This is a genomic window from Coprococcus aceti, assembly GCF_025567285.1.
GTDB lineage: Bacteria > Bacillota > Clostridia > Lachnospirales > Lachnospiraceae > Coprococcus > Coprococcus aceti.
Window position 1 is genome coordinate 26,330 of sequence record NZ_JAOQJT010000009.1, and the last position, 25,214, is coordinate 51,543.

The window sequence follows — 25,214 nt, forward strand, 5'->3', positions numbered from 1 at the left end:
CTATTTTGTACGCACGAACTTCGATATGAAAAATCCATCACACTCATCTACTCCCTGTAACAGAGTTACATATCCTTTATCGCCACCGTGCCTCGGTACGATCTCATCTATACTCACAGTCTCAAAATCATGATTTTCCACAAACCACTTAACATTGTTCTGATTCTCCCTGCTGTCTATAGTACATGTCGAATACACCAGTGTTCCACCCGTTTTCACATATCTGGATACAGTGTCAAGAATATCCCTTTGAAGCTGTGCCAGCTCGTCTATGCTGTCACCTGTCACATTGTACTTGATATCGTTCTTCCTGCCCATTATGCCAAGTCCCGAACACGGAAGGTCTGCTATTACCACATCAGCCTTTCCGACAAGGTTCTCATCAAGGTCTCTCGCATCCCATGCCTCAACAGTGACATTTGTCAGTCCAAGTCTGTCCACGTTCTCCTCTATGAGCTCCGTCTTGTTCTCGGTGAGATCCCTTGAGATAACCCTTCCTGTCTGTCCCGCAAGACTTGCGGCATACATGGTTTTGCCGCCCGGTGCTGCACACACATCCACCACCAGATCTCCATTCTGTATACCTGCTGCCCTTACAGCCAGACACGAACTCTGATCCTGTACAACAAATTCTCCATCCATGAATCCTGGGATCCTTCTGACATAATCATATCCCTTTATAAGAAGTGATGTGTCATTCAGGCTTCCTCGCACTGTCTCTATTCCAGCGGTCTCCAGCTTCCTCTCGACTTCATCAACGCTTATCCTGTCTGTATTCACCCTTATGGATGTCGGACGCATTTCGTAGCTGCTTCCGAGTATCCTGTCCACCGTTTCGCTGTCATAGTCCTGCAGCAGTATCTCCACAAGCTCCACAGGAACTGAATATTCAACCGAATAGTATTCCAAAGGTGATGTGTTCTTATCAGGGTATTTTATACCATCCCTGTTTCTTGCGATATTTCTGAGCACTCCGTTGACAAAGCCTCTGAGGCTTCCAAATCCATGATCCACCGCCAGCTTCACCGACAGGTTGCAGGCAGCCGAATCCGGAACAGAATCCATAAAGAACAGCTCGTAAGTTCCCATCCTGAGGACGCACCTAATGAGCGGCTTGCACTTGTTCACCTTTGTTTTGGAAAACTGGTTTATTATGTAGTCCAGCTTTATCCTCTGCTCTGTGACTCCCTCGACCATTCTCGTGATGTACGCCCTGTCCTGTTTGCTCATGAACTGGTTGGCGCGGAGTGCCGTTCCAAGTGCTATATTTGAAAATGTATGATTTTTCTCTATGTCCAGTAATGTGGTCAGAACCACCTCTCGAGTCTTTGTATCCATTCTACCTCTGTCCATTCTTCATCAGATATATTTGATCAGATGTGCTCTCCGGCTGTGAGTTTATTGCCCGCAAGGAACGCCGCCGCATCCATAGGCTTCTTGCCCTCAGGCTGTAATCTTGTTATCTGGAGTGCATCCTGTCCACACGCTATGGCAAATGTCTTCTTGGTCACCATGGTTATCTCACCCGGTGCAATGCCATCCTCACGGCTCACTACCTTTGCCCCATATATCTTGACATTCTTGCCGCCTATCCCTGTGTATGCACAAGGCCATGGCTGAAGGCCTCTCACAAGTCTCTCTATCTTCTCTGCCGGCTCATTGAAATCTATATCTCCCATACCCTTGTTCAACATGGAAGCGTAACAGCTCAGGCTGTCATCCTGAGGTGTCCGGACCGCAGTTCCATTCTCAAGCTTTTCAAGGGTTGACAGTATAAGCTGCGCACCGCTTGCCGCAAGCTTGTCCGTCAATGTCTCTCCAGTGTCATCGTCACCGATAGACACAATCGAATGTTCTATCATATCTCCGGTATCAAGTCCCTTTGCCATGTACATGGTGGTGACTCCGGTCTCCTTCTCGCCGTCAATGATCGCCCACTCGATAGGCGCCGCACCGCGGTACTTCGGGAGCAGCGATGCATGGATATTGACACATCCGTACTTCGGAATATTGAGTATGCTCTCAGGGAGTATCTGGCCATATGCTGCCACAACTATCACATCAGGTGCATACTCTCTGATGATGTCCACGTTCTCCTGCTCACGGAGCTTCACCGGCTGATATACCGGAATATCATATTCCATTGCCTGTACCTTCACCGGTGTCGGTTGAAGCTTTTTGCTCCTTCCCTTTGCCTTGTCCGGCTGCGTAAAGCATGCCACAACGTCATGTCCCGCTTCCACTATGGATACAAGTGCGTGCACGGCAAAATCAGGGGTTCCCATATATATAACTCTCATCTGCATGTCCTCCTTGTTATAGGTTAAGTATCTCTTAATTCTGCTCTACCTCGTGAAGGCCATCCTCGACAAGATCCTTGTAGAGCTTTCCGTCAAGATGATCAAGCTCGTGGCAGATAGCTCTCGCCAGAAGTCCCTCTCCCTCGACTGTAAACTCCTCCATATTCTCGTCAAATGCCTTGCATATTACATGCATAGGTCTTGTAACTGTTCCAAATTTTCCAGGAAGGCTGAGGCATCCCTCCTCACCTGTCTGCTCTCCGTCTGATTCTGTTATCACAGGATTTATAAGACAGAGTGGATTGTCATCGCCGACATCAATAACAACTATCCTCTTGAGGATTCCAACCTGAGGTGCGGCAAGTCCAACTCCATTTGCCTCATACATGGTATCAAACATGTCATCTATGAGTGTAAGTGTTCTGTCATCCATCTTCTCAACCGGTCTGCACACCTTTCTGAGTATGTCATCTCCGTCATATCTTATATTTCTTATCGCCATGTCCACAAATCTCCTTTTCACTAATACATATTTACCGGATTCAGGTCAAAGAATACGCTCACATCGTTCTCTCCGTTCTCCTTAAGCCATTCCTCGACATAATCCTTGACATCCACCAGCATCCTGTAATCCCGGTGTTTTATATACAACACCCGCCTGTACACATCCTTTATCTTTGATATGGCCGGTTCCGAAGGACCGATCACCGACAGATGTCCTGCATTTATATATTTTCCCCTTATAAGAGAATACATCCTATCCATTATATTGGCAAGCTGTTCTTCGTCCATGCCCGCGCCCATTATGACCATCATATTCCACTCCGGCGGATACCTCATGAGTGATCTGTACGCCTCCTCGATATCGTAGAATGCCCTGTAATCCTGGGACGCTGCCGCAGTTATGGCGTAGTTGTCCGGCTTGTAGGTCTGTATCACAACCTTTCCGGGCACATCACCTCTTCCGGCTCTTCCCGCAGCCTGGGTCAGCAGGTCAAATGTCCTCTCACCGGCTCTGTAGTCTCCGCTGAACAGTGTGAGATCCGCCAGCAGCACACCCACAAGTGTCACTCTGGAAAAGTCATGTCCCTTGACTATCATCTGGGTTCCTATGAGTATGTCCGCATCGCCTCTTCCGAAGCTCTCAAGTATCTGCTCATGAGAATTCTTCTTCGAGGTCGTATCCCTGTCCATCCTTAAGGTCCTGGCCTCCGGGAACAACCTGCGTACCTCCTGCTCGACCTTCTCGGTTCCGACTCCATAGCCTCCTATGAGCTTTGAACCGCACGCCGGACATTTGTCCGGCTCCGGCATTCTGAATCCGCAGTAGTGGCACACAAGCACGCCCTTCTGTGTATTATTTCCAGAGTGCAGTGCCATGGACACGTCACAGTGCGGGCATTTCACTGCCTCTCCGCAGCTCCTGCAGGATACAAAGCTGTTATATCCCCGCTTGTTGATGAACAGCATGATCTGTTCCCGCTTGCTGAGCCTGTCCGCTATATCATTTGCAAGCTCGTCGCTTATTATGGATCTGTTGCCCCGGTGGAGTTCATCCCTGAGATCTACTATGCTTGTCTCTGCCATGGCTCTGCCCTCAACACGGCTGTCCATGGTCCACAGCCTGTACTCACCCGCCAGTGCACGCTTGTAGCTCTCCACAGAAGGAGTTGCGGAACCGAGTATGACACTCGCCCCCTCAAGCCTTGCACGTTCTATGGCAGTCTCCCTTGCGTGATATTTTGGCGGGCTGTCACTCTTATAGCTGCTCTCATGCTCCTCATCTATTATTATAAGTCCCAGCTTCTCAAATGGGGTAAACAGCGCAGACCTCGGGCCTATCACCACATCCACATCGCCCTTCCTTGCGCGCTCAAACTGATCATACTTCTCCCCGCTGCTGAGCTTTGAGTTGACCATGGTCACACGGTTACCAAAGTATCTGGAGAAATATGTCAGTGTCTGATACGTGAGTGCTATCTCAGGTATCAGCACGATCGCCTGTCTGCCCGCGCGGACGACTTCACGGATACACCTCACATACACCTCAGTCTTGCCGCTTCCCGTCACGCCATGAAGAAGATATGTCCTGTGTATACCCTGATCTGCATCACTTACGAAATCATCGACTATCCTCTGCTGGTCACTGTTAAGCTCTATATCAGGAGCCTCAAATGCCTGCTGCCTCACCGCGTCAGACACCACATCCCGGTATCTGCTGTCCTCAACGATACGAACGACACCTTCGTCCTCCATGGCCTTAACCGCCTGATGTGACACATTCAAAGTCCCGGTGGCCTCCGTCATTGGGAGCTCAGGTCTCACCATAAGCTCGCGGAGGAGCCTGAGCTTTGCCCTGGCATTCTTCTTCATATATCTGTATTCCCATGTGTCCACATCCTCGCATGAAAGGACAACATATCTGACCACCACGGACTTAACCGTTTTTTTCACCGGCATCACCGTCTGGATGGCATTTATCATGGTGGAGCCGTAGTTCTCCTTTATCCACGCCGCAAGGGCAAGGAGCCTTCCCGGAGCTGCCACGCCGTCCTCGCACAGAGAATCTATAGACTTTATCCTGCTCTCATCATATTCCGTGGAATCCGATATCCCTATGACATAGCCTTTTCTCAGATTATTTCCCTTGCCAAATGGAATGTTGACCTGACTTCCTATCTGTATCCTGCCGGCAATATCGTCAGGAATAGCATATTGAAATGTTCTGTCTATCGCCTCATGGGATATATCAATTATCACATCTGCGTACAATCCCCGCATTTTTCTCCTCCAATATCTGCCGTATCATTTCTCTCTCGTCCATTTGTGTCCTGCGTCCCTCTATATCCTGATATGTCTCATGGCCTTTGCCGGCCAGAAGGACTATATCATCCCTGTCCGAAATCTCCAGAGCGTATCTTATAGCATCCAGACGGCTGCATATCTTTACATATTCTCCTCCGCCCTCGAGAACCCCGGTCTCAATATCCGTCATTATCGCCTCCGGGGATTCAAACCTCGGGTTATCACTTGTTATGACCGTCATATCCGCCAGCCTGCCCGACACAAATCCCATGCCTTTTCGGCGCCCGGCTGATCTGTTGCCGCCGCATCCGAACAGACATATAAGCCTCTTCGGCCTGTACTGTCTGAGGGTGGTCAGTACATTTTCCAGGCTCACGGCATTGTGGGCATAATCGATGAATATCCTTGCGTATCCCGGGATCTCCACCGGCTCGAGTCTGCCCCTCACCTTCATATCCGACTGCGAATCCTGCATTACCTCCATCGGTATCCCGATGATCCCGCAAGTGGTTACCGCAGCAAGAGAATTGTACACATTGAACTCTCCCGGTATGCCAACAGTCATGTAAGTGCTCTCCCCGTCCGTTCTCTCACACTCATAGCCTATCCCCATAACTCTATGGAGAATTAGCCTGTGTATTGCTCCCGCCATACACACATTGCCATCCCCGGCTGCAGTGTGATTCCTCACACCATAATATACCACTTCAGCCCCTGCATTCACAGCCTCGGCAGCAATACACCCAGAATACATGTCATCTGCATTTATCACCGCAGTCTTACACTTTGAGAACAGGCTTCTCTTCCATCTCCCATACTCGGCAAATGTGCGGTGTTCATTCCGCCCAATGTGATCCGGAGCAAGATTTGTATATACGCATATATCAAATTCTACCCCTGACACACGGCCGTGCATAAGCCCCTGTGACGATACCTCCATAACGCAGTATTCCGCACCATTTGCCACCATGTCTGCAAGCTTGCGATGGAGATATATCGTTCCCGGAGTGGTGTTCACAGATGGTATCTTCCGGATACAGTCATCGATCTCTATGGTTCCCACAAGACCGGTTCTACGCCCCCATCTGTCCAGCATAGACTTTATCATACATGCGACCGTGGTCTTTCCCTTTGTCCCGGTCACACCTATAACCTTCATACTTCGTGACGGAAAATTCCAAAAATTATTACATATCATTCCTATACCGTAGCGATAGTCATACAGTCTCACGATCAGTACACCATCTGTATCCCCCCAGCGTCCGGCTGACCGCTCCGCAGGTATGCCGATATCATCTGTCACGACTATACACGCTGCGCCCCTTGCCACGGCATCATCTATATAGCGATGTCCATCTGTTCTCGCACCTCTCCGGCACACAAAAAGAGTTCCCTGTGTGACATCTCTGGAATCATCTGCCAGATCCGTAATCTGACAGTCAATGTCCCCTGCCAGGATCTCATAGACCGTGCCTTTTAGAACATCTGACGCCCTCATGATACACCTCCCGTCGACATATTCCTGTTTATTTAGAATATGCCACATCCGGCACAGTTGTGTATCAGAAAAATAGGAGGCTGTGCTAAAAGCTCCAACCTCCATTCTTCTCACTTACCGCTATATATTCCGGTCTGTTAATCCTCGTCTGCTCCGACGATCTTTACCTTTCCATGGTAAACTTCATCTACAGCGATGGATAATGGCTTCTTCTTTGGGTCTGCTGCCACCATAGGCTCCTGACCATCAATGATCTCTCTTGCTCTCTTTGCTGTTGCAAGAACGATTGAATATCTGCTGTTTACTACAGGCTGCTCACCTGGCTCAACCTCTGCATTTACTACTGACATTAAGTCTGTGTATGATGGATGTAACATGATATTATATCCCCTTTCTTATATGATTATTGAAATATTCTTCTAAACTGCTGTCCACTGTTATCCAGTCTAATTTATCAGAGTTTCTTTATCTCTGCAAGCTCTTCTTTTATTCCGGCTATATATCCAAGCTGATTATCTCTTCTGCAGCCATAGCTTCTGATGACTGAATCCACGGTGTGTATACACTCGTCCAGATCATCGTTGACTATGATGTAGTCGTACTTGTCCATGTCCTCAGCTTCCTCTGTGGCCTTTCGGAGTCTCTTGATTATGGTCTCCTCCGACTCTGTTCCTCTTCCTGCCAGTCTGCTCTTAAGCTCGCTTATGCTTGGAGCTGATATAAATATGAGAAGCGCATCAGGGAACTGCTTCTTGACATTGAGTGCACCCATGACCTCTATCTCGAGTATGACGTCCTTGCCATCAGCAAGCTTCTCCTCAACATACTTCTTTGGAGTTCCATAATAATTCTCTACATACTGTGTCCACTCGATAAATCCGCCGTAGTCAATGAGATTCTCAAAATCCTTGCGATCCATGAAATAATACTCTCTTCCATCGACCTCACCCTCTCTCGGTGATCTTGTCGTCGCCGACACTGAAAGGTTATATCCAAAATCCGACACAAGTCTCTTGACAACTGTGCCCTTTCCAACTCCTGAAAAACCGGATATGACTATGAGCGATCCACGCTTTGTATTCTTATCTGCCATCATCATTACCTCTAAAAATTATGTATTCTATTCCAGATTCTGTATCTGCTCTCTGACCTTCTCTATGTCAGTCTTGAGCTGTATCGCCTTGTCTGACACATCAAGTGAATTGGCCTTTGAAAGTATCGTGTTCGCCTCTCTGTTCATCTCCTGTGCGATGAAGTCCAGCTTCCTGCCAACGCTTCCGCCATCCTCCAGAATCTTCTTCGTGCTGCTGATATGGCTCTTAAGCCTTACAGTCTCCTCGTCCACACATATCTTATCCGCATATATAACGACCTCTGTGGCGATCCTGTTCTCATCTATAACAGGATTGTCAAGAACCTCTGTGATCTTGTCCGTGAGCTTGCGCCTGTACTCCTCCACAAGTTCAGGTGATATCTCCTCTATATAATCAACGGCAGCTCTCATTCCGTCAAGCTTGTCGATCATGTCCTTCTTAAGGTTCTCTCCCTCTGTTATCCTCGACTGCACGAACATCTTCGCAGCCTCGTCAAGGGATGTCTCTATTATCTTCCACAGCTCATCCTGGTCGACCGCCTGCTCCTCAACCGTGAACACGTCAGGGAAGCCTCCAAGCTGTGCAGGTGTTATGCTGTTCTCAATTCCAAAATCCTTGGACATCTCCTCGAAATATCCCATGTACTTCTCGGCAACGTCCTTGTTGTACTTCAGCTTGACATTGTCATCCGAGAAATCCTCGTATGTGATGAACACGTCAACCTTTCCTCTCTCAATATATTTTTTGAGATATGTTCTTATGTTTGTCTCAAAGAAACTTATCTTCTTCGGGAGCTTTATATTGATGTCGCAGAATCTGTGATTGACTGACTTCATCTCTACAACTATCTTGTATGCATCAGTCACCCTCTCGCTGCGACCAAATCCTGTCATGCTTTTTACCATATCTGTCTCCTAATATTCCCAGGTTATATGTTGTTTTCAATTACCTGATAACAGATAATATATTATACTTCACACCTGTTTAAAAATCAAATTATTTATTGTACTTCCTCTATTCCCGCAATCCTCGGCTCTGCGATCATCGAGTAATTCGTATGATATATTACAAATCCAGGCTTTGCCCCCGCAGGCTTTTTGATATTTCTGCGCTCAGTATAGTCTATCTCCACCTTCGGTGCCGTCCTTCCAGACGAATAATACGCTGCAAGTCTTGCCGCCTCCTCATATGTAGAATCAGGAAGTTCTCCCGCACCCTCAAGTCTCACGATGACATGGGAACCCGGCATCTTCTTAGCATGGAACCACATATCCCCACCATTTGCGAATTTAAATGTGAGCTCATCGTTCTGGATATTATTCTTGCCCACATACATATGGAATCCATCGCTGGATATGTAGTGCAGCGGTTTTGACTTTGACTTTTTCCTGTCGCCCTTGCGTCCGTAATGTCCCTTTACATATCCGCAGGCTACGAGCTCCTCCTTGACCTGTGCCAGTGAATTCTCATCTATCGCCATATCAAGGAACGTCTGTACCGACTGAAGATGCTCCAGCTCACTCTTCGTCTCGACAGTGAGCTGTGTAAGTGCCTCATAAGTCCTCTTGAGCTTGTTGTATCTCGCAAAATATCTCTTGGAGTTGTCCATAACAGATATGGTCTTGTCAAGCGGGATCTTTATCATCTCGTTAGTATAGTAGTTGAGAGCCTCAAAACTGTCCGCTCCCTGTTCTATATTGTAACCATATGTGTTGATCAGTTCTCCGTACACACGGTACTTTTCCCTGGATTCAGTGTCCTTTAACTGAGCGAGCTGCAGGTCGTACTTCTTGCTCGTTCTCTCAATGGCATTCGAGACGATCTTTCTGAGATCCGATGACTTCTGTCTTATCCTTGTGACCGCACTCTTTCTGTAGAAATACTCATCAAGCACCTTTGAAATGTCATCCCTTGATTCTATGGTCTTGTCGCTGTACATCGACAGATGCACCGACGAGAACTCCACTGGAGTGTAACCGTCCAGTATGATCTCAGGAGTATAGTTCCCGTTCCTTATATCAGATACTATCCCGGCAAATTCATCATAAAGCCTTGCGACATCCGCCTCGCTCATGCTGTCCACAGGCATGTTGCCGTCAAGTCCTGCCCTGTAGGTTATCTCACTCGCCACAACCGGTGAAAATCCGGTTATGTTCTGGTATATCGCCTTTATGATATTCGTAGGGCTCGAGCTCACACGCTCTATGAAGTCCCCGCGCTCTATCTCAAGCGGGGATACCTTTCCTCCCGCCGGAGGATACTCATAAGTCCTGCCCGGAAGAACCTCCCTCACTGAGCTCACCATATGGGATATATGCTTTATGCTGTCGATGATGACATTCTCATCCGTGGCAAATATGATATTGCTGTGCTTACCCATGATCTCTATGATGAGTTTCTTTCTCTTTAGATCTCCAAGCTCGTCCAGATGCTCGATGACCATGACAACTATTCTCTCAAAGCCCGGCTGATACACATCAACTATCCTTCCGTTGTTGATATGCTTCCTGAGAAGCATACAGAAATTCGGCGCTGTCATAGGATTCTCTTTGGCGGACTGCTGAAAGTATATAAGCGGGAGGCTTGCATCCGCAGACATGAGCAGCCTGTAATTCTCCCTGTTATTCTTTATTACTATGTTGAGCTCGTCCTTCTCCGGCTGATATATCTTATATATCCTTCCGTCGATGAGTTTCTCCTTCATGTCTCTTACCACATTGGATATCACTATTCCGTCAAACGCCATATCTGTCTCTCCTATATCCCTGAAAAAAGGCAGAAAATGCAAATTCATTCTCTGCCTCTTCCATATCTACTACCACATTACTGCTATCCTGATCCTACAGTGAATTGTAGAGATCCTTATATATATTCGCTGAGTTATACCATGAGTAATCCTGTCTCATGCCACGCTCCTGGATTCCATACCATGCCTCTTTGTTGTTATAGTACACTTCCTTTGCATAGTTTATGGCATTGAGGAGCTCATATGCATCATAATTAGCAAATGAAAATCCTGTTCCTGTACCCTCGAACTGATTATAAGCCTCAACAGTATCTGCAAGACCACCTGTCTCTCTTACTACTGGAACTGTGCCATATCTGAGTGCCATGAGCTGTGTGAGTCCACATGGCTCAAATCTTGAAGGCACGAGCATCACATCGCAGCCTGCATACATCTTATGAGATCTCTCATCTGAATAATAGATGTTCGCTGATACCTTTGCAGGATGTATTCCCTGATAATACTTGAACATGTTCTCGTACTTGCCGTCACCGGTGCCGAGGACGATGAACTGTACTCCGTCACAGCATATATCGTTCATGATCCTGTCAACCAGATCAAGACCCTTCTGGTCTGTGAGTCTGGATATGATTCCTATTACAAACTGATTCTCATCCTGAGGAAGTCCACATTCCTTCTGCAGTTCGATCTTGTTGATCTTCTTGAGCTGTCTGAAGTTATCCACGCTGTAGTTCTTATATACCTGTGGATCTGTTGCAGGATTCCATACCTCGTAATCTATACCGTTGACAATGCCCCAGAGTGACTGCCATCTGGCACTTAAGAGCCCGTCAAGTCCCTCTCCATAATATGGAGTCTGTATCTCCTTGGCATATGTGTTACTTACCGTTGTTATCTTATCTGCATATACAAGTCCGCCCTTGAGCATGGCAGCATCCTTCTGGATTTCCAGCTTGTCCGGTGTAAATACATAATCAGGGAGTCCTGAATACTCCTGAATGGTCTTTATATCCCACTTGCCCTGGAACTGGAGATTATGAATAGTCATAACAGACTTCATGCTTGTATAGAACATATCTCCTGCAAACAGAGTCTTGAGATATACAGGCACAAGTCCTGCCTGCCAGTCATGACAGTGAAGTATATCCGGCTGGAAACCGATCGATGGAAGGATCGAAAGCGCTGCCTTTGAGAAATAACAGAACTTCTCGATATCCCACTTTACATCACCATAAGGTGTAAATCCGTTAAAGTAATACTCGTTATCTATGAAATATACCTTGACACCCTCATACTCCAGATACATAACGCCAACATAATCATTCTTGTAACCGATGTCCATATAAAAATGCGTTATATACTGCATCTTCTCCCTGTACTTGTTCGGAATACAGAGATAATTCGGCATGATGACTCTCACATCATACTCGTTCTTATCAAATATCTTTGGCAGTGTTCCAACTACATCCGCAAGACCACCCGTCTTTATAAATGGCACACACTCTGATGCTATATATGCAACCTTCTTCATCAAATAAACCCTCCATAACATTTAGACATTAAATCCTTGTACATTATATCACACGGGTATCCATAATTCAATAAATCAGTGTATCTATATTGTTGCATTTGCCACATTCCGCTGATATACTTTTAGCATGCAGCCGCACGCAGATACGGCTGGATCACAATCCAGAAAACAGGAGATTTTCAATGTTAGACATCACCATCACCGAGACCAGGGACTTCGTGAAGAAGCTTCTGATGGACAATACATTTGACCGTTTTCTCGCCATGGAGGCATTTGTAAAAAGCGGGATAACATACAGCTTTGACGGAAGGGTAAACAAGGATTTCTATGACAAGGAGGAGCTGGAGCTCATGGCTTCCACATCCTACGCCTCATGGGAGTCCATAAAACCACATGTATATAATGTTATAAGAGGGAAGAAGCTGCCACTGAGCTTCAAGATAGTGCTCGTGCTCTCCCAGCCGGACATCATGGATATGCTTGAGAAGAACCATCTCACCATACCGGTATCCGATGTGGCAAATCTCACCTTGAACGTCTACTATGACGGCATGAGCATACAACTCACATCCATGGCGACCCAGAACATATTCACCATGGATAAGACCCTTGAGCATGTGTGGGATGCGGAGATCAGGGATTTCCTGAAGACTGCCGGAATATATTTCACCGAAAGCTGATTTTTTGAAGAAATTTAATATGATTTTTGAAGATCCGGCACCTCATCTGATGCCGGATTTCTTACGCGCCGTCCCTGTTAGCACTCATTTTGTCCGAGTGCTAATTTTTTCTTGACTTTAGTTCCCAGCTGATTTATCATACCTTTTAGCCTGATGTGTCAGTGTACATTTCTATTAAGATTGAACACAGATCGGGGATGACACATCTTTCATTGAAAACCATTATATTTTAAGGAGATGTATACAATTATGAAGAACGGAAATTTATCGATCAACAGTGAAAACATTTTCCCTGTCATCAAGAAGTGGCTGTATTCAGACCACGATATATTTGTCAGGGAGCTTATATCAAACGGCTGTGATGCCGTGACAAAGCTTAAGAAGCTGTCTCTCATGGGCGAATTTGACGAGCCGGATGAGCCATATCGTATAGATGTGACCACAAGTGCCAACGACAAGACCATCACATTTACCGATAACGGTATCGGTATGACTGAGGAGGAGGTTGAGAAATATATCAACCAGATCGCTTTCTCAGGAGCCGAGGCATTCCTTGAGCAGTACAAGGACAAGGCAACAGAGGAACAGATCATCGGTCACTTCGGACTGGGCTTCTACTCCGCATTCATGGTTGCCGACAAGGTCACCATCGAGACAAAGTCATACAAGGACGGCGAGGACGCTGTATACTGGGAGTGCAAGGACGGTCTTGAATACTCCATGAAGAAGTGCATTAAGGCTGACCGAGGTACTACCATCACCCTTTATCTGAACGAGGACAGCTATGAATTTGCAAATGAATACAGAATCAAGGAGGTCATCGACAAGTATTGTTCGTTCATGCCTGTTGAGATCTACTACACCAACGCAGACGAGCCACAGGAAGATCCTAAGGATGCTACTGTAGACGTGGATGCAAAGGAAGTCAGCGACACAGCAGATAATGCTGAGGACAGCAAGGGCCCAGACGCAGACGATACAAAGACCGAGGAGAAGAAGCCTGAAGCTCCTAAGCCACTCAACACCACTACCCCACTGTGGGCAAAGCATCCAAACGACTGCACCGACGAGGAATACAAGGAGTTCTACAGAAAGGTATTCCACGACTACAAGGAGCCTCTGTTCTGGATACACCTGAACATGGACTACCCATTCAACCTGAAAGGTATCCTGTACTTCCCTAAGATCAATACACAGTATGACAACCTTGAGGGAACGATCAAGCTGTACAACAACCAGGTATTCGTCGCCGACAATATCAAGGAAGTAATCCCTGAATTTCTCATGCTCTTAAAGGGATGTATCGACTGTCCTGATCTTCCACTGAACGTATCACGTAGTGCGCTCCAGAATGACGGATTTGTCAAGAAGATCTCAGACTACATCACCAAGAAGGTTGCAGACAAGCTGTCCGGCATGTACAAGACACACAGAGAGGACTACGAGAAGTACTGGGATGACATCAACCCATTTATCAAGTTTGGTTGTCTGAAGGATCTCAAGTTTCTCGACAAGATGAAGGACTTCTGTATATACAAGAATCTTGATGGCAAGTATATAACTCTCCCTGAGTATCTTGAGGCAGGAAAAGAGAAATACGAGAACAAGGTATTCTATGTAACCGACGAGCAGGCTCAGTCACAGTACATCAATATGTTCAAGGCTGAGGGCATGGACGCGCTGATCATGACGCAGACCATCGACAGCCCATTCATCACACTGCTTGAGCAGAAGAATGAGAATGTTCACTTCTACAGAATAGACGCTGAGCTCTCTGACAACTTTGTCGGCGAGGAGCTCTCCGAGGAGACTGCAAAGGAATACAAGGATAAGCTCACAGCTACATTTGAGAAAGCTCTCGACATGAAGAACCTGAATGTAAAGGTTGAATCCCTGAAGGATGAGAATACATCTTCTATCCTCACCCAGCCTGAGGAGACAAGACGTATGCAGGAAATGATGAAGATGTACGGCATGGCCGGTATGGATCCATCAATGTTCGGTCAGGGCGAGGGAGAGACACTCATCCTGAACAGCAACAACAAGCTTGTTAAATACGTTCTGGACAACCCTGACAGCGACAACACAGCTACGATCTGCTGCCAGTTATATGATCTGGCCGTACTTGCCAACCGTCCACTGTCAGCAGAGGCAATGACCAAGTTCATCGCAAGAAGCAACGAAATCCTTGGAATACTTACAAAGTAATATAATCTGTCTGCCGGTTTACGGCAGCAGATCCTAATGGATAACTAACACAACAAAAAGCAGCAGCCCGATATGTCTTTGATAGCATATCAGGCTGCTGCTCTTTTATTCTATTCCACTCCCTAGTGGGCAAGTATCTCCACTCCATGTTCTGTCATAACCAGTGTGTACTCCCACTGTGCCGATGGTGAGCCATCCTCCGTGTAGATAGTCCAGCCGTCATCTGCATCCTGATATACATCAGGGCCGCCCATGTTGATCATAGGTTCAATGGTGAACACCATTCCCGGAGCAAGCACATAATCCTTGCCAGGCTGTCCTATATGACTTACATAAGGCTCCTCATGAATTGCAAGACCTACTCCATGGCCGCCTATCTCACGGACAACCGAATAGCCCTGATCCTGTGCAAATTTGTTGATGGCATATCCTATATCTCCTATGGTCACATATGGCTTGCTGCACACCTCAACACCTATATCAAGAGCCTTCTTTGTATCCTCTACAAGCTTCTTCCATGCGGGATCAACATTTCCCAGCATGAACATTCTTGATGAGTCTCCGAAATATCCCTTGTACTCTGTTGTACAGTCGATATTAACTATATCTCCATCCTGGAGAATAATGTCATCACTTGGAATGCCGTGGCATACCACATCATTTACCGATATACACACACTCTTAGGATATCCCTCATATCCAAGACATGCAGGAATAGCGTCTATGGACTTTGTATAGTTATAGATAAGGTCATCCAGCTCTCTGGTAGACACTCCTATCTTGACAAATGGAGTTATGTAGTCGAGCACAGATGTGTTGACCTTTGAAGCCTCCCTGATTCCCTCGATCTGCTCTGCGTTCTTGATCATCGCATGTGTAGGGATCTTGAATCCTCTGTTCTTCATATCCTCAAGCTTATCGTCAAGAGCCAGGTGACAGGCCTTGTATTTCTTACCACTTCCGCACCAGCACATATCATTTCTACCAAGTTTCATAATTAACCTCTTTCTTTATTGCATAATATTTTCATTACATACCTATGGTATTAGCCACAAATACTATAATACGTTTTTGAGAATAATTCCACATTTTAATATGATAAATATTGTCAATTATCCTCGTCTATCCCCAGATACCTGGCAACATATGTATAATACCCCGACTCTGTTATGTTGTCAGCTGCTGTAAATTTATCCGCGACATATAGCTGCATCGCAATGAAGCTGTCATCCGATACCTCCGCACCCGTGTGGGATGTCAGCGTGTCCGTGACTGCGTTATATTCAAATGCATCCGTTATAAAGCTTCTGTCCGGGAACAGCACCAGTCCTGTACTGTCTGACAGGATATCCCTTCCTATGATGAGCCTCGAATCATAATCCACTCCCATGAAATTGAGCATGGTCGGCAGGATATCTATACTGCTGCACACCTTGTCAACTCTCACCGGCTTCTCCATCGACGCCGACCATATGACAAGTCTGCTCCTGTACGCCTCAAGACTGTTTCCAAAGTTCTCCCCTGCCAGTTCATCCACAACGTCCATATTGTCATACGGTACATGATCCCCCGCCAGGACGATAACAGTATTGTCCAGCAGCCCCTTCTTCTCAAGTCTCTTCATCATATATTCAAGCATCTTTTCCATTTCGTACTGGGATGCCAGATATGCCTTTGTCGTATCCAGGACATAGTTAAGGTTACTGACCACAGCCTTGTTCTTCTCCGCCATGGCATTTGCCGCACCGTATCCATATGGCACATGACCGCTGACCGTCAGGTAGTACAGGTGGAACGGCTGCGTCTCTGTATACTTGTCAAATGTCTCCTCCATCATGACAAGATCCGACTGAGGCCACATGTCCTGCCCGTTCTCGTCAGTCTGGTACTCAAGCCCATTACCGCTGGCTATCCACTCGTATCCCAGCGCCGTATGGGTGATATTCCTGTCATAATATGTATAGTCGTTGTCATGGAATCCGTAACAGCTATAGCCGAGTCTCTTGAGCGTATTCGCCATGGAAAACAGCATGCCATTCTCATTGTCGGCAGCCCTGCACATACTGAGGTATGAACCGTTCTTAGTCGGGCTTCCCATCAGGTTTGCATACTCTCCGCCTAATGTTGAACCATACCATAGCGGCTGATAGTAATTTTCAAAGACAAAGCCCTCGTCCGCAAGTTTTGACAGTGTAGGGAACAGACCGGAATCAAGCGCATAGCCTGAGAACCCCTCCGCAGTTATCCATATGACATTATAGCCCTCGAACATACCTGTATATTCATTCTTATTTGTCGGGGGTATATTTGCAAAATATTCGCTGAGCGATGAAACCGCATCATTTCCCGCAAGGTCATTTATGGCATCAAAATCCAGATCCAGGACATTCGGGGATATGTCGATCACAACCTCCTCTGTGGTCGCTTCCGCGACATCCACCGTCTCGGTGGTAATCTCCTGCATCGTTGTGCTCTCTGTGGAGGCAAGTGAGTCGATATCGACCTCACCACCCGAGGCAAAGTTTATCCTGCTCTGTGCTGAGCTCTTGCCTGCGATACCCTCTCTGACATCCACCACAAAACTCTCCATGACGCCGAGCTTTTCAACAGAGAGATCAACCGATGTATATTCCTTGTATAAATTGTACGGACTGTACACATCCGAGTCCACAGCCCACATCAAAAACAGTGTTGTGGCATACACCAGAGCTGTTCCGGCGGCACCTATGAGGTTCACCCACCACCTTCTCCTGTCAAATGCCATAAATGTCCATATGCACACGATCATTATGAGCACCGGGACAGCCAGAAGAATAACGTCCACTATCTGTGCCTTTATATTGGATATGACCGTGTCCGCATTGTCCACAGCCTGATTGCCGAATTTTATGGTTCCCATAACAGACAGATAGTTGTTGAAGACAGAATGATATACGTACTGGGCGATGAAGATCACACCCGTAAACAACGTGAACAGCGTTGCAAGTATCTTATTGATGACCGGCGGAAAAAATCCTGTCAGCACGCCGAACACGCCTCCCGCCACCACCGCAAATGCTATTATAGCGGCTATGTTTCCATCATCCAGGCTGAAATTCATGCCGTGAAACAGCAATTCATAATACAGGATCAACACAGTGAACAGTATCCACCCCGACCATTTTCTGAAATATTCCCTTACATCCCCAAACATCGCCTTAAAAAACTTTATCATACGTTGAAATCTCCCATATAAACAAAAAAAATAAAGATATGGCCCTTAACTCCATATCTTTATTTTATATAATATTTTAAGACTTTTTACAATATTTTAAGATATATTATATCTACTTTACACCGTACTGATCGTAGTAAGCGTCGATAGCGGCCTTAAGGGTGTCATCTATGATAACTCTTCCCTTATACTCTCTGTTGTAAAGATGCTCCACTACCTCTGCCATTGTTACGATAGCTGTTGTCTTGATTCCGTAGTTCTCCTCGATCTCTGTCAGCGCACTCTTCTCGCCCTGGCCTCTCTCCATTCTGTCTACTGAAACCACAAGACCCATGACATCCACGTCGCCCTGTGCCTTGATGATAGGAAGTGTCTCCTGAATAGATGTTCCGGCTGTTGTGACATCCTCGATGATGACAACCTTATCGCCATCCTCTATAGGACTTCCAAGGAGTATTCCCTTGTCGCCGTGATCCTTTACCTCTTTTCTGTTTGAGCAATACTTGATGTCCTCATCGTACATCTCTGCTATGGACATAGTTGTCGCAACTGTGAGAGGTATTCCCTTGTATGCAGGGCCAAATAACACATCAAAGTCCAGACCGAACTCTGCATTTATAGCCTCAGCATAATACTCGCCAAGTCTCTTGAGCTGGGCACCTGTTCTGTAAAAGCCTGTATTGACAAAAAATGGTGTCTTTCTTCCACTCTTTGTAACGAAATCTCCAAACTTGAGTACGTTACAGTCAATCATAAATTCGATAAATTCCTTCTTGTACTGTTCCATGTCTCTGCGAATCCTCCTGTTTTCAGGCTTTTTTGCCCTTTTTCTTACACATACTACCATAATCCATATAAAGATTCAATTATTTATTGGTGTACGGCTGTGATATGCCTCTTTCCCTGCACATCTCCACATACTTTTCTTTCTCCAGCGGCCTGCTGCACAGATACCCCTGTATACAAGCCAGTCCCATGCTGCTGAGCGCATCCGCCTGATCCTCGGTCTCCACACCCTCAGCTATACAGAACATTCCCAGTTCATTGCACATGTTTATGAGATGACTCATAACCGTGCGATCCACCGGATTGACAGTTATGTCATTTATCATGCTCTTGTCGAACTTGATAATGTCAAATCCCATGTGGGCAAGCATGGCGACATTTGAGTATTTTGTTCCAAAATCGTCCATCGCGATCCTGAAGCCCAGTTCATGTATATTGTTCGAAATGTTCACCAGAGTATCATGCTCCTGCTCACTGACCGACTCCGTTATCTCTATCTCGACCACATCATGCGGTATTCCGTACCTGTCAACCACTGCTGCTATCTGCTTGGCCACATCGCTCTCTATAAGCGACATTCTGGAAAAGTTACAGGATACCGGGATGTATGGCATTCCCTCTTCATGCCATTTTGCCAGATCTCTGCACACATTCTCAAGCACGTAAAAATCCACATATTTTACAGTCCTGCTCTTCTCAAGCCTGTCGATAACATCCGCCAAGTCATCATTTCCGGAATATCTTACAAGGGCCTCCGCCCCGCATATCTTTCCTGACGGATACAGCATCTTCGGCTGATAAAGGACATAGAACAGTCCTTCCTCAAGCTCCTTCTTCACCATATCCTTTTTCAGCGTATTCCACTTCACCGAATGACAGTCCTGCTGTTCATACCACCGCTGCTTCTCGGAATACAGGAGATTTGCCGCATGATCCTCCATCCTGCGGACATCAATATTGCAATCTGTCCAGACATAGCCACAGCATGCCGTGAACTCACCGTAGAGCAGATTTTCCCTAAGTCTTGAAGCGTATACATTGAACTTCAACTGCTCAATATTCTCACATATGATTATAAAGCTGTCATAGCCCATACGGAACACCCTGTCGTCCGGGAACGTCTTTCTTATCCTTCCGACAAGCTGCAGAATCACATCGTCCGCATAATCCGGTCCGAACATCTCTGCGATGCCCCTTATCTCATTGATATCCACAGCAACCAGTCCCAGACTGCTCAAATTCTTTCTGCTTCTTATATAGTCTATGTAACTGTTCCTGTTAAAGCATTTTGTCTGCTTATCATGGGTGAACTCAAACTGCTGGTCCTCCTTCAGATGTCTCTGATATATCTCACTTCCGATAAAGGCAGCAAAGTTCTTCATGAGTCTTATGTTTCCATTGTGCTTCTCCGGATTGAACACAAATACCCTGCCGAGCAGTTCATCTTCCACTATGATCGGAACCGCATACAGTGACCATATCCTGCTGTCACTCAGCATCCGTGCAAATCCTGTTTCAGGATTCCTTAACGGATGGGAACGGTTCACTATGAGAACCTCGGCCCTGAGGACTTCCTTCTCCAGTTCATCCCTCATTTTCTGTGTGACAAGAGCCTTCAGACCATCCTCTATCGACTCCTCGTCTGATGATTTCCAGTAATAAAGCTCCCCTGTGCCATCCTGTCCATACTCCACAAGGCAGGCGTTCTTGGAATTGTAGAAAGTTCCCATCACCTCGAGCAGACTGGTATATTTCTCCTCACTGCTCTGCTTTGAAGTTATATTCGCCATGAAATTGACAAGGGCATCCTCTATGTCATAGCTGTCCGCCAGAACCTGTGTTGTCTTATCTATGTCAGACACGTCAACTGCAATCTCAAGCCGGCTCTTTCTTCCGTGCCAGTCAACTATCTTATCCTTCACCACATACAGTCCCTTTGCCTTGCTGTTGTAGTGATTCCATACATAACTCTGTCCGGGAACCAGTATCTCATTAGAACAAAATGGGCACTGGTCATCACCGCCCTGGGTTATCTCAAAGCACTTTTTACCCTTGTAAGAATCGTCGTTCTCCGCAATTCCAAGGCTTCTCTTCGCCGCCTTGTTGAGGAAATACATCTCGTGGGTCTTCATGTCCGCAACATATGCTATATGAGATATCTCATCCAGCATAAGACCTTCGTCATCATTGTAGGCATATCCGCTGTGATGCGAATCACATGAATGCATATCCGCTGAGTCGGCATAGTCACAGTAACGGTTCTTGCCGCCCCTCTTTGCTGCGTACAACGCCTGATCCGACTCACTGTATAGAAGGTCAAAATCTATACCACCCTCTATCCTGTGGATACTTATTCCCATCGACATAGTATGCGGCAGACTGCAATTGATCGTGGTGAGTCTGGTCTGTATATTCTCAGCCAGCTTATACACGTCCTCTCTTCTGTCGACTATCGGGATAAACAGTGCAAATTCATCGCCGCCCAGTCGTCCTGAGAATCCTCCGGCTGCCGACGCAACCTCCTCCAGCGTCACTGCAACATCACACAGAAGATCATCTCCCGCATAATGTCCAAATGCGTCATTTATATGCTTAAAGTCATCTATATCCATAATATAAAAAGCGCACAGTTCACCCGAGAAAGACTCTAGCATATCCGTAATCTTGTGCTGAAATGTGACATGATTGTAAAGTCCCGTCAGAGAATCCCTCTCCGCCCTGAGCTGAAGCTCCTGACTTCTTATCTTCTCATCGTTTATGGAGTAATATTTGCCGAATATCTTGCGGACCTTCTTCTTGGAATCCCTGAGAGGAACAAAGAGCACTCTGTACCACTCACATTTGCCTCCTCCATTCATATCAAGGCGCAGATCACCCATCAGCCTGTCACAGTTGGTTCCATCCTTGTCAAGAAGCTTTCTGAACATGCCTGTCACGGCATCTCTGTCGTCAGAGTGTACTATCCTGTTCGTATCGATATCCTTATAAAAATTCTCATATTTCATGGTGGTGACCATCCCACCATCCACGACCTTCTCATTTATCAGAGTATCCGTCAGGACATCGTACACGATTATGGACTCTCCGCTTCCCTGAAGTATCAGCCTGAGCATCTCAGACTGCGCCTTGTTCTCCAGCTCCGCCTCCATCTTGCTTGTCACATCGATAAACACCGCACACAATGCGATGATTCCATTTTTTATGGACATGACAGAAAGACAGACCTGTATCCAGAAATATCCACCGGTATTCACGTCCGTAAAGCGGATGTCACGCACCGTGGTCTTGTTACTCGTTATGGTCTCCAGGATCTGCTTCTTAAGCACAGACCGATCCTCTGGAATGGCCAGCATCACGTAGTCACTGGCATATCCACTCATCTGATCCTCGGTCACATTGAACAGCTTGTAAAAGCTTTTGCTCATGTACCTGACAGCCGGCTTATTCCCGTGAAGTTCAAATATACCCACGCCGCCTGCCAGATTGTCCAGAGCCTTCTCCAGCATCCTTGCATGGTCAGATATCTCCTCGCTGAGCTCTTCATTTCTGCCAAGTGCCTCATCCAGTTCCATGCGGAGTTTTTGTGCATATTTTTCAATATCTATGTTATCTTCCATAACCCAACACCCCTTAAAACTCTTACAGAAGACTTATATCGTTCTATTTTACACAGCCTATCAGCTCATGGATATCGCTGATGGAATTCTTCTTCATATACTCCTCAATACCCTTTATGATCTCCACTGTCGCATAAGGATTGTGGAAGTTCGCCGTTCCAACTGCCACCGCACTTGCGCCGACCATGATCATCTCAAGGGCATCCTCCGTGGTAGCCACACCGCCCATTCCGATGATAGGAAGCTTTATTGCATTTGCCACCTGGTATACCATTCTGACTGCTATCGGATGGATAGCAGGGCCTGACACACCTGCAGTCTTATTCGCCACTGCAAATGTTCTTCTGTTAACATCTATCTTCATACCTGTCAGTGTATTGATGAGTGATACCGCATCAGCACCGCCAGCCTCTGCAGCTCTGGCCATCTCTGTTATGTCTGTGACATTCGGACTCAGCTTCATGATGATAGGCTGCTTTGCCGCTGCCTTGACTGCCTTTGTTATATCGTAGAGCGCATCCGGCTGCTGGCCAAATGCGATTCCGCCCTCTTTTACATTCGGACATGACACGTTGATCTCAAGCAGATCCACATCACAATCGCCAAGCTTCTCAACGCAGTCAACATAGTCCTCCTTGGACTTTCCACACACGTTTACGATGATCTTTGTATCATAATCCCTGAGGAATGGTATATCTCTCTTCTTGAACACATCGATTCCAGGATTCTGAAGTCCTATGGCGTTCATCATGCCGCCGTAAGTCTCAGCTATACGTGGAGTTGGATTGCCCGGCCATGGAATATTTGCCACCCCCTTGGTGGTCACTGCTCCGAGCTGTGACAGATCCACGAACTCACTGTACTCCATACCTGATCCAAATGTTCCTGACGCCACCGTTATAGGATTCTTGAGGGTAACTCCCGCTATATCAACTGACATATTGATCTTATCTGACATTACAGCTCCACCTCCTCAGCATAGAATACAGGGCCATCCTTGCATATTCTCCTATTGTGCACCTGTGAGTGCTCATCTATCTCCTTTGTCTTGCATACGCAGGCAAGACATGCGCCCACGCCGCACGCCATCTTCTCCTCCATGGATATCTGGCACTCGATGCCCTTCTCCATGGCGTATGCCTTGATTCCCCGAAGCATAGGAGTAGGGCCACACGCATATATGACAGCGCCGTCCACGCCGTATTCCTTTATGGCATCTATTACGTTGCCCTTCACACCGTGCTGTCCATCCTCAGATGACATATACACCTGTGCGTATGGCTCAAATTCCTCGTTCAGGAATATCTCATCCCTGTAGCCGAGCACGACTGACTTCTCACAGTCCAGCTCCTTTGCAAGCTGTAACATAGGTGGGATTCCTATTCCACCGCCTATAAGTATTGCCTTCTTATCCGACTTCATGAAGCCGTTGCCGAGAGGCCCCAATATATCGACCGTATCTCCAGCCGCAAGCTGTGAAAATTCCTTTGTTCCAAATCCAACCACTCTGTATACAAGGCGGAGTGTTCCCGCCTCCCTGTCTATCCCGCAGAGGCTGATAGGTCTCGGGAGCATCTTGCTGCCATCATGAGTATATACAGACACGAACTGTCCTGCTATAGCCTGTGAAGCTATCTCTGGAGCTTCAAGCACCAGACTGTATACGTCAGTGGCAAGAGTCTCCTGGCTGACCACCTTTGCTGTCATCTTAAGTTTGCCCATAGTCTTCCTCCATCATCATTCTATTATCAGTGTCCGGGGACAAGCCTCGTCCACCGGACACCTTTCTGCTTAATTATGCGTCAAGTGCGCCGTTGATATCCTCGATCATGTCTACAACCGCCTGTCTTGAAGCGTCAGCGTAGTTCTCAGCTCCGAACTGTGCATACTTGTCCTGCTTGTAAGCAGCTATGATTCCTCTTGATGAGTTGACGATCGCACCGAGTCTGTCCTCGTTGAAGTAGTGTACAAGATCTGCAGCCTTGCCACCCTGTGCTCCGTAACCAGGAACAAGGATGAATGACTTTGGCATAACCTTTCTGAGCACCTTGCCCATCTCAGGATATGTTGCACCTACAACCGCTCCAACTGCTGAGTAACCTGACTCACCTACGACATCGCTGCCCCACTTGTCAACCATATCTCCGACTATCTCATAGAGTGGACGTCCGTCAATCAGTCTGTCCTGGAACTCACCTGATGATGGATTGGATGTCTTGACGAGAACGAATATACCCTTGTTCTCCTCCTTGCACACATCCACAAATGGCTTGATTCCGTCTGTTCCAAGATACGGGTTTACTGTGATGAAATCCTCATCAAATCCAGCATATGTCTTGCTTCCCACCTGTACCTTTCCGATATGACCAACCGCATATGCTGTTGATGTTGAACCTATATCGCCTCTTTTTATATCTCCGATAACGACAAGTCCCTTCTCCTTGCAATAGTCAACTGTCTTCTTGAATGCCTTGAGTCCCTCGATTCCGAACTGCTCATACATGGCTATCTGTGGCTTAACTGCAGGTATAAGATCATATGTAGCGTCAACTATTCCCTTGTTGAACTGCCATATAGCCTCACCAGCACCCTCAAGTGTCTCGCCATACTCTGCAAATGCAGCTTTCTGGATATGCTCCGGTACATAGTTGAGCATTGGATCAAGTCCAACTACTATAGGTGCATTTGTCTTCTGGATATTCTTTACTAACTTGTCTATCATGATATTTTCTCCT

The 25,214-nt window shown here is 46.6% G+C and carries 19 protein-coding genes; 2 read left to right on the forward strand and 17 right to left on the reverse strand.

Annotation, left to right across the window (positions count from 1 at the left end; all coding sequences use genetic code 11):
- From rsmB to glgA, 10 genes are all read right to left on the reverse strand, one after another.
- Positions 1-1,353: a 16S rRNA (cytosine(967)-C(5))-methyltransferase RsmB gene (gene rsmB, locus OCV54_RS11650; RefSeq protein ID WP_070099138.1), complete on the reverse strand. Its 1,353-nt coding sequence runs from the start codon at positions 1,351-1,353 to the stop codon at positions 1-3.
- A gap of 20 nt (positions 1,354-1,373) precedes the next feature.
- Positions 1,374-2,300 carry a methionyl-tRNA formyltransferase gene (gene fmt / locus OCV54_RS11655; protein ID WP_055224128.1) on the reverse strand — a complete coding sequence of 309 codons (927 nt, stop codon included), beginning with the start codon at positions 2,298-2,300 and terminating at the stop codon, positions 1,374-1,376.
- Between the two features lie 34 nt (positions 2,301-2,334).
- A complete protein-coding gene (gene def, locus OCV54_RS11660) occupies positions 2,335-2,802 on the reverse strand; it encodes a peptide deformylase (RefSeq protein ID WP_015534815.1) in 468 nt (155 codons plus the stop codon).
- A gap of 20 nt (positions 2,803-2,822) precedes the next feature.
- On the reverse strand, positions 2,823-5,081 hold the full coding sequence (gene priA / locus OCV54_RS11665) for a replication restart helicase PriA (protein WP_055224130.1): 2,259 nt from the start codon (positions 5,079-5,081) through the stop codon (positions 2,823-2,825).
- Complete coding sequence (locus OCV54_RS11670; protein WP_070099140.1) at positions 5,050-6,603, reverse strand: UDP-N-acetylmuramoyl-L-alanyl-D-glutamate--2,6-diaminopimelate ligase; 1,554 nt, start codon at positions 6,601-6,603, stop codon at positions 5,050-5,052. Before OCV54_RS11670 ends, priA begins: the two co-directional genes overlap by 32 nt.
- A gap of 137 nt (positions 6,604-6,740) precedes the next feature.
- Entirely contained in the window at positions 6,741-6,980 is a 240-nt protein-coding gene (gene rpoZ, locus OCV54_RS11675; protein ID WP_015534811.1) for a DNA-directed RNA polymerase subunit omega, read from the reverse strand.
- A 77-nt stretch (positions 6,981-7,057) separates the two neighbouring features.
- Positions 7,058-7,696 carry a guanylate kinase gene (gene gmk, locus OCV54_RS11680; RefSeq protein WP_015534810.1) on the reverse strand — a complete coding sequence of 213 codons (639 nt, stop codon included), beginning with the start codon at positions 7,694-7,696 and terminating at the stop codon, positions 7,058-7,060.
- Positions 7,697-7,723: 27 nt separating this feature from the next.
- Positions 7,724-8,602, reverse strand: a complete 879-nt coding sequence (locus OCV54_RS11685) for a YicC/YloC family endoribonuclease (protein WP_022216788.1) — start codon at positions 8,600-8,602, stop codon at positions 7,724-7,726.
- A gap of 95 nt (positions 8,603-8,697) precedes the next feature.
- Positions 8,698-10,443 carry an Rqc2 family fibronectin-binding protein gene (locus OCV54_RS11690; RefSeq protein WP_055224234.1) on the reverse strand — a complete coding sequence of 582 codons (1,746 nt, stop codon included), beginning with the start codon at positions 10,441-10,443 and terminating at the stop codon, positions 8,698-8,700.
- Positions 10,444-10,537: 94 nt separating this feature from the next.
- Positions 10,538-11,974 (reverse strand): glycogen synthase GlgA, encoded by a 1,437-nt coding sequence (gene glgA, locus OCV54_RS11695; RefSeq protein WP_055224132.1) that lies wholly within the window; start codon positions 11,972-11,974, stop codon positions 10,538-10,540.
- A gap of 182 nt (positions 11,975-12,156) precedes the next feature.
- On the opposite strand from glgA, the gene OCV54_RS11700 reads away from it, so the two are divergent.
- Positions 12,157-12,654 carry a DUF5721 family protein gene (locus OCV54_RS11700; RefSeq protein WP_055144706.1) on the forward strand — a complete coding sequence of 166 codons (498 nt, stop codon included), beginning with the start codon at positions 12,157-12,159 and terminating at the stop codon, positions 12,652-12,654.
- A gap of 249 nt (positions 12,655-12,903) precedes the next feature.
- Positions 12,904-14,862, forward strand: coding sequence for a molecular chaperone HtpG (gene htpG / locus OCV54_RS11705; protein WP_055224134.1), 1,959 nt, complete (start codon positions 12,904-12,906; stop codon positions 14,860-14,862).
- Positions 14,863-14,984: 122 nt separating this feature from the next.
- Here htpG and OCV54_RS11710 read toward each other — a convergent pair whose 3' ends face one another.
- From OCV54_RS11710 to pyrF, 7 genes are all read right to left on the reverse strand, one after another.
- Positions 14,985-15,857, reverse strand: a complete 873-nt coding sequence (locus tag OCV54_RS11710; protein WP_055224136.1) for a methionyl aminopeptidase — start codon at positions 15,855-15,857, stop codon at positions 14,985-14,987.
- Positions 15,858-15,970: 113 nt separating this feature from the next.
- The gene (locus OCV54_RS11715; RefSeq protein ID WP_055224138.1) at positions 15,971-18,076 is read right to left on the reverse strand and encodes an LTA synthase family protein; all 2,106 of its coding nucleotides are present in this window, start codon (positions 18,074-18,076) and stop codon (positions 15,971-15,973) included.
- Between the two features lie 112 nt (positions 18,077-18,188).
- On the reverse strand, positions 18,189-18,863 hold the full coding sequence (pyrE, locus tag OCV54_RS11720) for an orotate phosphoribosyltransferase (protein ID WP_055224141.1): 675 nt from the start codon (positions 18,861-18,863) through the stop codon (positions 18,189-18,191).
- Between the two features lie 79 nt (positions 18,864-18,942).
- Positions 18,943-22,479, reverse strand: a complete 3,537-nt coding sequence (locus OCV54_RS11725) for an EAL domain-containing protein (protein ID WP_055224142.1) — start codon at positions 22,477-22,479, stop codon at positions 18,943-18,945.
- A 43-nt stretch (positions 22,480-22,522) separates the two neighbouring features.
- On the reverse strand, positions 22,523-23,425 hold the full coding sequence (locus tag OCV54_RS11730) for a dihydroorotate dehydrogenase (protein ID WP_172678748.1): 903 nt from the start codon (positions 23,423-23,425) through the stop codon (positions 22,523-22,525).
- 11 nt (positions 23,426-23,436) lie between these two features.
- Positions 23,437-24,201, reverse strand: a complete 765-nt coding sequence (locus OCV54_RS11735; RefSeq protein WP_055224146.1) for a dihydroorotate dehydrogenase electron transfer subunit — start codon at positions 24,199-24,201, stop codon at positions 23,437-23,439.
- A 73-nt stretch (positions 24,202-24,274) separates the two neighbouring features.
- Complete coding sequence (gene pyrF / locus OCV54_RS11740; protein WP_055224148.1) at positions 24,275-25,201, reverse strand: orotidine-5'-phosphate decarboxylase; 927 nt, start codon at positions 25,199-25,201, stop codon at positions 24,275-24,277.
- Positions 25,202-25,214 lie beyond the last annotated feature (13 nt).